At 60.4% G+C, this 7,583-nt stretch carries 8 protein-coding genes; 3 read left to right on the top strand and 5 right to left on the bottom strand.

Going from position 1 to position 7,583, the window contains the following annotated elements; genetic code table 11:
* Window positions 1-61 precede the first annotated feature (61 nt).
* Window positions 62-565, bottom strand: coding sequence for a MarR family winged helix-turn-helix transcriptional regulator (locus ACNPM8_RS12990; protein WP_105661811.1), 504 nt, complete (start codon window positions 563-565; stop codon window positions 62-64).
* Between the two features lie 39 nt (window positions 566-604).
* On the opposite strand from ACNPM8_RS12990, the gene ACNPM8_RS12985 reads away from it, so the two are divergent.
* The gene (locus ACNPM8_RS12985) at window positions 605-1,555 is read left to right on the top strand and encodes a DMT family transporter (protein WP_448939970.1); all 951 of its coding nucleotides are present in this window, start codon (window positions 605-607) and stop codon (window positions 1,553-1,555) included.
* On the opposite strand, the gene ACNPM8_RS12980 is transcribed toward ACNPM8_RS12985, so the two are convergent.
* From ACNPM8_RS12980 to ACNPM8_RS12965, 4 genes are all read right to left on the bottom strand, one after another.
* Complete coding sequence (locus ACNPM8_RS12980) at window positions 1,552-3,027, bottom strand: sodium/solute symporter (RefSeq protein WP_388023966.1); 1,476 nt, start codon at window positions 3,025-3,027, stop codon at window positions 1,552-1,554. The genes ACNPM8_RS12985 and ACNPM8_RS12980 overlap by 4 nt on opposite strands.
* The gene (locus ACNPM8_RS12975; RefSeq protein WP_286172046.1) at window positions 3,020-3,319 is read right to left on the bottom strand and encodes a hypothetical protein; all 300 of its coding nucleotides are present in this window, start codon (window positions 3,317-3,319) and stop codon (window positions 3,020-3,022) included. The genes ACNPM8_RS12980 and ACNPM8_RS12975 overlap by 8 nt, the downstream gene beginning before the upstream one ends.
* A 125-nt stretch (window positions 3,320-3,444) precedes the next feature.
* Entirely contained in the window at window positions 3,445-4,161 is a 717-nt protein-coding gene (locus ACNPM8_RS12970; RefSeq protein ID WP_105657247.1) for a LytR/AlgR family response regulator transcription factor, read from the bottom strand.
* Window positions 4,162-4,190: 29 nt separating this feature from the next.
* Window positions 4,191-5,372, bottom strand: coding sequence for a sensor histidine kinase (locus ACNPM8_RS12965; RefSeq protein WP_448939969.1), 1,182 nt, complete (start codon window positions 5,370-5,372; stop codon window positions 4,191-4,193).
* A 197-nt stretch (window positions 5,373-5,569) separates the two neighbouring features.
* On the opposite strand from ACNPM8_RS12965, the gene ACNPM8_RS12960 reads away from it, so the two are divergent.
* Together ACNPM8_RS12960 and ACNPM8_RS12955 are read left to right on the top strand one after the other, a co-directional pair.
* Window positions 5,570-5,914 (top strand): DUF485 domain-containing protein, encoded by a 345-nt coding sequence (locus tag ACNPM8_RS12960; protein WP_105657248.1) that lies wholly within the window; start codon window positions 5,570-5,572, stop codon window positions 5,912-5,914.
* Complete coding sequence (locus ACNPM8_RS12955) at window positions 5,915-7,540, top strand: solute symporter family protein (protein WP_448939968.1); 1,626 nt, start codon at window positions 5,915-5,917, stop codon at window positions 7,538-7,540.
* Window positions 7,541-7,583: the final 43 nt, after the last annotated feature.

Here is a 7,583-nt window from a genome sequence, read left to right as displayed (position 1 = left end):
AAATTCTTCCCGCTGCCCTGCGCGGCTTTTTGCATTCTTGGCGACGCGCTGGCCGATAAGGCTAGGGCCGGGTCTGTTCATAGTGGGCCAACCAGTTTCGCAGCATTTCTTCGAGCACAGGACGATCAGCGGGGGCCAGCTGGTCCACGAGGCGCTTTTCGTTGCGCATGTGGGCGGTAAACGCTTCATCGATTTTCTTCTTGCCGCTAGCCGTCAAGGAGATGCGGCGCCCACGCCTGTCATCACCGGATAGCGCACGGGTGACCCAGCCGTTGCTGACCAGCTTGTCGAGCCGCTTGGTCATGGCTCCGGTAGTCACCATCGTCTGCTGTGCCAGCTCGCCGGGGGCCAGGGAATGGGGTTCTCCTGCCCGCCGCAAGGCCGCGAGCACATCGAATTCAGCTTCGGTCAGCCCATGCTCTGCATAAACCGTGCAGAGCTCCTCGGTCAGGTAATTAGCCAAGCGATGCAGCCGGCCGATGATTCCCTGGGGCGCTGGGTCGAGATCCGGCCGTTGTTCTGCCCACTGCTGTTGAATGCGCGATACGTGGTCGTTTTGCTCCATGCCTTTATTATATCTTCCAAGGAAGCTAAAGTATCTTCCATGGAAGATACTTTGAATTCGGCGGGGCACCGGTTTCGAACGCTGGGCTGGGTAGCACTGACCGCGATAGCCCCGATCGCGTGGGGCTCCAATTACTATGTCACCAAGGAATTTCTTCCCGACGGCTCAGCGCTCTGGGGCGCGGCGATCCGCGCATTGCCGGCGGGCTTGGTGTTGCTGGGGCTAGCCAGGAAACTCCCGCAGGGCAGCTGGTGGTGGAAATCTGCGGTTCTGGGAGTGCTGAATATCGGTGCCTTCTTTGCCCTGATCTACGTGGTGGCGCAACTTTTGCCATCGGGTGTCGCTGCTACGACCATGGCGATTTCTGCCGGTGTGCTCATGCTGTTCGCATGGCTATTGCTCGGTGAACGTCCTGCACGTTGGCCTTTGGTTGGGGCCCTCTTGGGCTTCGTCGGCGTGGGCATCATGGTATTCGATGCACAGACCGGCATCGATATCCTGGGGATCGTCTTGTCGCTGGTAGCAATGGTCCTATCCAGTGCCGGGTTCATCCTGACCAAACGATGGTCTGAAGGGATGCCGATTATCCGTGTCACCGCCTGGCAGCTGGTGGCCGGAGGGGCAGGACTGGTCCCCTGCGCGCTGTTCGTGCATGGAGCACCCCCTGAGCTTGACCTGCAGGCGATGGCGGGCTTCGGCTATGTCAGCCTCATTGCCACCGCGGCTGCCTATCTTGCCTGGTTCACCGGGCTGCGCCATCTCCCTGCATCGTCAGTTGGCCTCATTGGCCTGCTCAATCCAGTGACAGGGGTCCTGCTGGGAACATTGCTGGCAGCGGAAAGCCTCGGCCTCCAAAGCCTGATCGGGATGGGCTTGGTTCTCGGCGGAGTCCTTCTGGGGCTGGCCAAGGGATCCCGGCGCAGATCAGCTTCGGCACGCGAAGCATCTGGCCGCGACGCGCCTGCCGGAGAATCCGTGGAGACTGGCTAGAACTTCGCCCGCCAGTCCGGGACATGGAGCAACGCCATGACGCGTTCAACGTTGGCGGGCACGCTCCGCTTGGTGCTGCGCGATACGAAGATCATCACCATGAAGGCCAAGGGAACGCTCCACGCCGCAGGCTGGCGCAAGAGGTGGATCCAGATCTCATCTTCCTGGGGCAGGAAGGCGCCGGTCATCAAGGCCAGCCCGCAGGAGATGCCGCCAGCCAGCAGTCCGGCAACAGCACCTCGAGCGGTCAGTGAACGCCACCAAATGCCCAAGAGCAGCAGCGGGCAGATGGTGGATGCAGTGAAGGCGAAGACGTTTCCAATGGCGCCCGCCAAGGCCAATGAATTGGTCACCACCGCGACCAGGACGGGCAGGGCGGTGGCCAGCACGGTAGAGATCCTGAAGCCCCGCACGGTACCCGAGAAGAATTCCTGGGACAGCGCACCAGCCAGGGATACCACCAAACCGGAGGTGGTGGAGAGGAAAGCTGCGAATGCGCCACCGACGACAATTGCGGTCAAGGCGTCGCCCAGGAATCCGTCGAAGAGGCGCCCGGGCAAGAGCAGGATGGTGGCATCGGTTTCATTGGTGGCACCGAGCTCCGGGGTGTAGAGCAAGCCCAGCACGCCCAAAGTCGTCGGCAAGAGGTAGAACGCGGAGAGCAGGCACAGCACAATCACCGTGGTGGTACGCGCAGCCTGGCCTGTGGGGTTCGTGTAGAAGCGCACCAGCACATGCGGCAGCCCCAGGGTGCCGAAGAGCAATGCCAAGATGATGGATACCGTCTCGTAGAGGTTCATCGCGTTCACGGACTCCAGCTGCGCATACAGGGCCTGGGCATGCCCGGATGCCGAATGCTCGGGGATGGCCCGCCCCAGCAGGAAAATCGTGGGAATAACCAAGGCCGCCAGCTTGAACCAGTACTGGAAGGCCTGGACGAAGGTCACTGAGCGCATCCCGCCGGACAGCACCGTCACGCAGACAACCGCGGCAACAATGACCGGACCGGCCCAACTCGGGAATCCGGTAGCGATGGATAGGGTCAGGGCTGCTCCGTGCATTTGCGGAACGATATAGAGCCAGCAGATCACCACCACCAGATAGGTGGTGATTTTCCGCAGCATCGGCGAGCCTTCGAAACGGATCTGCGCGAAATCGGGAATTGTGTATGCCCGGGAACGTCGCAGGGGAGCGGCAACAAACAGGAGCAGCATCAAGTAGCCTGCGGTGTAGCCGATGGGGAACCACAAACCTGATTGCCCAGAGAGCACAATCAGTCCGGCAACGCCCAGGAACGAAGCCGCCGACAGGTATTCGCCGCCAATAGCAGAGGCATTCCACCACGGGCGTACGGTGCGTGAAGCTACGTAGAAGTCGGAAGTTGTACGGGACAGGCGCAGGCCGTGGAAGGCGATCAGCATGGTCGTGAGGCAAACGATCACCAGGGAGGAAACGGACAGCAAGCTAGCCACGGCTGATGCTCCGATACCGTTCTTCATTGCGTCCCGCGGCCCTGTTGTAGAGCATTCCGGCCACGATGATCAGTGGATACATGCCGATGCCCAAAACCCACCATGGCAGGGGCAGGCCCAGCAGATGGATGTCCTCGAAGACCGGCCAAAAGACGAGCAATGCACTGATGCCAACCAGCATCGCCAGCAGGCCCGCCGCCACGGCACAGGCCAGCCGCAGCTGGGAGCGGATCAGCTGGCGAACATAGAATTCTTCTGCTGTGTGCTCGGGACGGTCGGGGGAGACAGTCAAGGATGCATCCTGCGGAGCCTGGACACGCACGCGTTTTGGACGCTGCTCAGCGAACCGTCCGGGCATGAGGGGCTCTCGCCGGCTGTTGTCTTGGGGAAGTTGCTCCACGGAAGGCCAGCAGCTTCCTACAGCGGGCGGACGCGGTTGGCAGCCAAGCGTTCCCGCAGGTATGGCAACGCGCGACGAGAAATCGGAAGTTCGGTGCTGTTGACCAGCACAGCGGCCTTGCCGGTCTGCAAGCGAACGGTTTCGATCTTATCCATGCACACCAGGTAGGAACGGTGGATCCGAACGAAACCGGACTCGCCCCACTGCTGTTCCAAATCGTTGAGCGGAACCCGGATGAGATAGCTCGAATCCTTGGTGTGCAGCCGGGCGTAGTCTCCCTGGGCTTGAACGTAGGCGATATCCGCCCGAGGGATCAGCTTGGTGATGCCTCCCTGGTCCACCGTGATCATTTCCGGCTTGGCAGGGGTCTCCTCGACCAGCTCGCAGATGCGGCGAACGGATTCGGCCAGGCGCTGCGGGCGAATGGGCTTGAGCACGTAGTCGATGGCGGCCAACTCGAATGCTTGCAGCGCTTGATCTTCATCGGCGGTGACAAAAACAATCAGTGGGGGATTGGTGAACCGGGAGATGACGCGGGCAATGTCCAGGCCTGACAAAGCCGGCATGTGGATATCGAGGAAAAGTGCGTCGACAGTATTTTCCTCCAGCGCCTTCAGCGCCGCGGCACCAGAGGTGGCGCGATGAATTTTCCCGATGCGGGAATCCTGGCTGAGCAGAAAAGCGATTTCTTCTACCGCTGGAAGTTCATCATCGGCGACCACCACGTTAATCATGCGAAAATTCTACCGTTTATTGGATTTTTCTATGCATCGGAAGCGATCGTGTTGGGCGGACGGAACTTCGGGACACGCAAAGTGATCAGCGTTCCGGCCCCCGGCGCGGTCTCCACCACCAGTCCATTGGAATTGCCGTAGAGCTGGCGCATGCGCAGGTCGACGTTGCGCAGGCCTACGTGCATATTCGGGGTATCGCCAGCTAGCACACTGGACAGCTGCTCGGGATCCATGCCCATGCCGTCATCTTCCACGCTGATGACTGCGTGCATTCCGTCTTCGGTCGCCGTGATGGAGATGACTCCGCCATCTGGCCGGGCTTCGAGTCCATGGCGTACCGCGTTTTCAACCAGCGGCTGCAAGGCCAGGAAGGGAATTTGCGTGGGCAGCACCTCGGGAGCGATCTGCAAGGAGACCTTGATGCGCTCACCGAAACGGGCCTTTTCCAGCAACAGATAGCGGTCAATCGCTTCCAGTTCTTCGGCCAGGGTGGTGAATTCACCGCGGCGGCGGAAAGAGTACCGGGTGAAGTCGGCGAATTCTATGACCAGCTCACGGGCTCGAGCGGGATCAGTATTGATGAACGAAGCGATCGCATTCAGCGAGTTGTAGATGAAGTGCGGGGAGATCTGAGCGCGCAAGGCACGCATCTGCGCTTCGAGCAGCATGGCCTTGGATTCATCGAGCTGGGCGGTGGACACCTGCGCGGATACAAAGACCGCTACCTCGGAAACTGCCCGAACGAAGCTGGCGCCGGCCCTGCGTGATAGCGCGGTCACCGTTCCCACGCTTTGATCTCCTACGGTGATCGGCGCGGACACGAAGTCCATGCCGGAGGAACGTTCTACCTGGGTTTTGCCGGTTGCCAGCGCGCTTTTGGAAACCTTGGAGGCTGCTTCCTCGAGTTCCGCGGTGAAATCGGCCCCTGCATCGGTGGCCAGCACATGGGTGGTGTCGCTGATCAGCAATACCTGGCAGTTCAAGAGCCTGCGCAGCGCCTTGGCGCTTTTGGCCGCCCCGTCCTCAGTCAGGCCGCGCTCCAAATGGGGAACCGCAACGGACATGTGGTGCAACGTCTTGTAGGTGGCTTCCTCGACGTCGGTACCCATTTCCTTGGTGGAGCGGGAAATCCTGAAACCGATGTAGCCGACAAGAGCGATTCCGACCATCGCAATGGCGACGATCAGGGTGACTTGCAGCGCTGGAGACATGTATCCCATCTTAGGGCCCTGCCTGATCTGCCGACCGTTCAGCGCGCCATGCTGCGCCGTTGGGCGCAGAAAGCAGTCCGTTGAGCCACGAGCTGTGCAAGCCCCCTAGTCGCCAACGGGTTTATCGCCAATAGTGAACTTAGTCACAAAACCGATGTGCGCCCAGTCACATCATCAACTCGCTCAAGGAGGGCATCATGAGTGCCAACCCGGAACACGGCGTCGCTGCTGACGTTGATTTCGTCAAGGAGAGCCAATCCGAGGAATTCCAGGAACTGCGAAAGACCCACCGCAGTTTTGTTTTCCCGATGGCAGTCTTCTTCCTCGTCTGGTATTTCGCCTATGTGCTGCTAGCCGACTACTTCCACGACTTCATGTCCATCAAGGTTCTCGGCAATATCAACATGGGTATTGTTCTCGGGTTGCTGCAGTTCGTGTCGACCTTCGCGATCACCGCGGCCTACGTCAGTTTTTCGAATAAGAAGCTCGACCCCAAGGCAACCAAAATCCGTGAACGCCTAGAGAGCGAGGGAGTGAACTAAATGAACCAGCTCAGCATCCTGGCCCAGCCCGCGGGAGAGTCGACCCAGGTCGGCAACCCCTTGGTCAATATCGCCATCTTCCTGGCCTTCGTGGGCGTCACCATGGTGATCGTGCTCCGCGCCTCCAAGAACAACAAGACCGCTGCGGATTACTATGCAGGCGGCCGTTCCTTCACGGGAACGCAGAACGGCACCGCAATTGCCGGTGACTACCTCTCGGCAGCCTCCTTCCTGGGCATCGTTGGCGCTATCGCCATCCAGGGCTACGACGGCTTCCTCTACTCGATCGGCTTCCTGGTTGCTTGGCTGGTTGCCTTGCTGCTGGTTGCGGAGCTGCTGCGCAACACCGGCAAATTCACCATGGCCGATGTGCTGTCCTTCCGCCTCAAGCAGCGTCCGGTGCGCATCGCCGCGGCCATCTCCACGCTGGCAGTGTGCGTCTTCTACCTGCTGGCGCAGATGGCTGGCGCCGGCGCGCTGGTTTCCCTGTTGCTGGGTATTGACGAGAAGCTGGGACAGTCGCTGGTGATCGTTATCGTTGGCGCATTGATGATCCTCTATGTGCTGGTTGGCGGCATGAAGGGCACCACCTGGGTGCAGATCATCAAGGCCTGCCTGCTGATCGCCGGCGCGCTGATCATGACCGTGTGGACGCTGGCCATGTTCGGCTTCAACTTCTCCGACCTGCTGGGCAAGGCAGCTGAAGTAGCCGGCAACCCCGAGATCCTGAATCCGGGCATGAAGTACGGTGTTTCTGAAACTGCCAAGCTGGACTTCATCTCGCTGGCCCTGGCCTTGGTGCTTGGCACCGCCGGCCTGCCGCACGTGCTGATGCGCTTCTACACCGTTCCTACCGCGAAGGAAGCCCGCAAGTCCGTCGTCTGGGCTATCTGGCTGATCGGCGCCTTCTACCTGTTCACCCTGGTGCTGGGCTTCGGCGCCGGTGCACTGATTGGCCCGGATCGAATCCAGGCGGCTCCAGGCGGCGTGAACTCTGCGGCACCGCTGCTGGCCTACGAATTGGGCGGCACAGTGCTGCTGGGCCTGATCTCTGCAGTGGCCTTCGCAACCATCCTTGCTGTAGTGGCGGGCTTGACCATCACCGCGGCGGCATCCTTCGCCCATGACGTGTACGCGTCGGTGATTGCCAAGGGCAAGTCGACTCCAGAGAAGGAAATGAAGATTGCCCGCCGCACGGTCTTGGTTATCGGAGTCTTCGCTATCGCTGGCGGCATCGGTGCCCAGGGGCAGAACGTGGCCTTCCTGGTGGCATTGGCCTTCGCGGTGGCCGCTTCGGCTAACCTGCCAACCATCTTGTACTCGCTGTTCTGGAAGGGCTTCAAGACCCGCGGCGCAGTGTGGTCCATGTACGGCGGCCTGGGTTCGGCTTTGCTGCTGATCATCTTCTCGCCAGTGTTCTCGGGCTCGGAGACCGCAATGATCCCAAGCATCGATATGGTGATCTTCCCGCTGGCTAACCCGGGTATCGTCTCCATTCCGCTGGCCTTCTTCCTAGGCTGGCTGGGCTCGGTTACCGACAAGCGTGTCGAGGACATTACCAAGCAGGCGGAAATGGAAGTTCGTTCGCTGACCGGTGTCGGTGCCGAGAAGGCAGTCGACCACTAAGGCGAAGAATTCATAAAACTCAATAGCGAAGTTCCGGGGACCC

This window comes from Glutamicibacter sp. AGC46 (assembly GCF_053543715.1).
The sequence above is the reverse complement of the archived record's forward strand: the minus strand, read 5'-3'. Positions and strand labels throughout refer to the sequence as shown.

Excerpts from the sequence above, each read along its gene's own strand:
- ACNPM8_RS12965 (WP_448939969.1), bottom strand. The coding sequence starts at position 5,372 with ATGTCTCCAGCGCTGCAAGTCACCCTGATCGTCGCCATTGCGATGGTC.
- ACNPM8_RS12985 (WP_448939970.1), top strand. The coding sequence starts at position 605 with ATGGAAGATACTTTGAATTCGGCGGGGCACCGGTTTCGAACGCTGGGC.
- ACNPM8_RS12960 (WP_105657248.1), top strand. The coding sequence starts at position 5,570 with ATGAGTGCCAACCCGGAACACGGCGTCGCTGCTGACGTTGATTTCGTC.
- ACNPM8_RS12990 (WP_105661811.1), bottom strand. The coding sequence starts at position 565 with ATGGAGCAAAACGACCACGTATCGCGCATTCAACAGCAGTGGGCAGAA.
- ACNPM8_RS12970 (WP_105657247.1), bottom strand. The coding sequence starts at position 4,161 with ATGATTAACGTGGTGGTCGCCGATGATGAACTTCCAGCGGTAGAAGAA.
- ACNPM8_RS12955 (WP_448939968.1), top strand. The coding sequence starts at position 5,915 with ATGAACCAGCTCAGCATCCTGGCCCAGCCCGCGGGAGAGTCGACCCAG.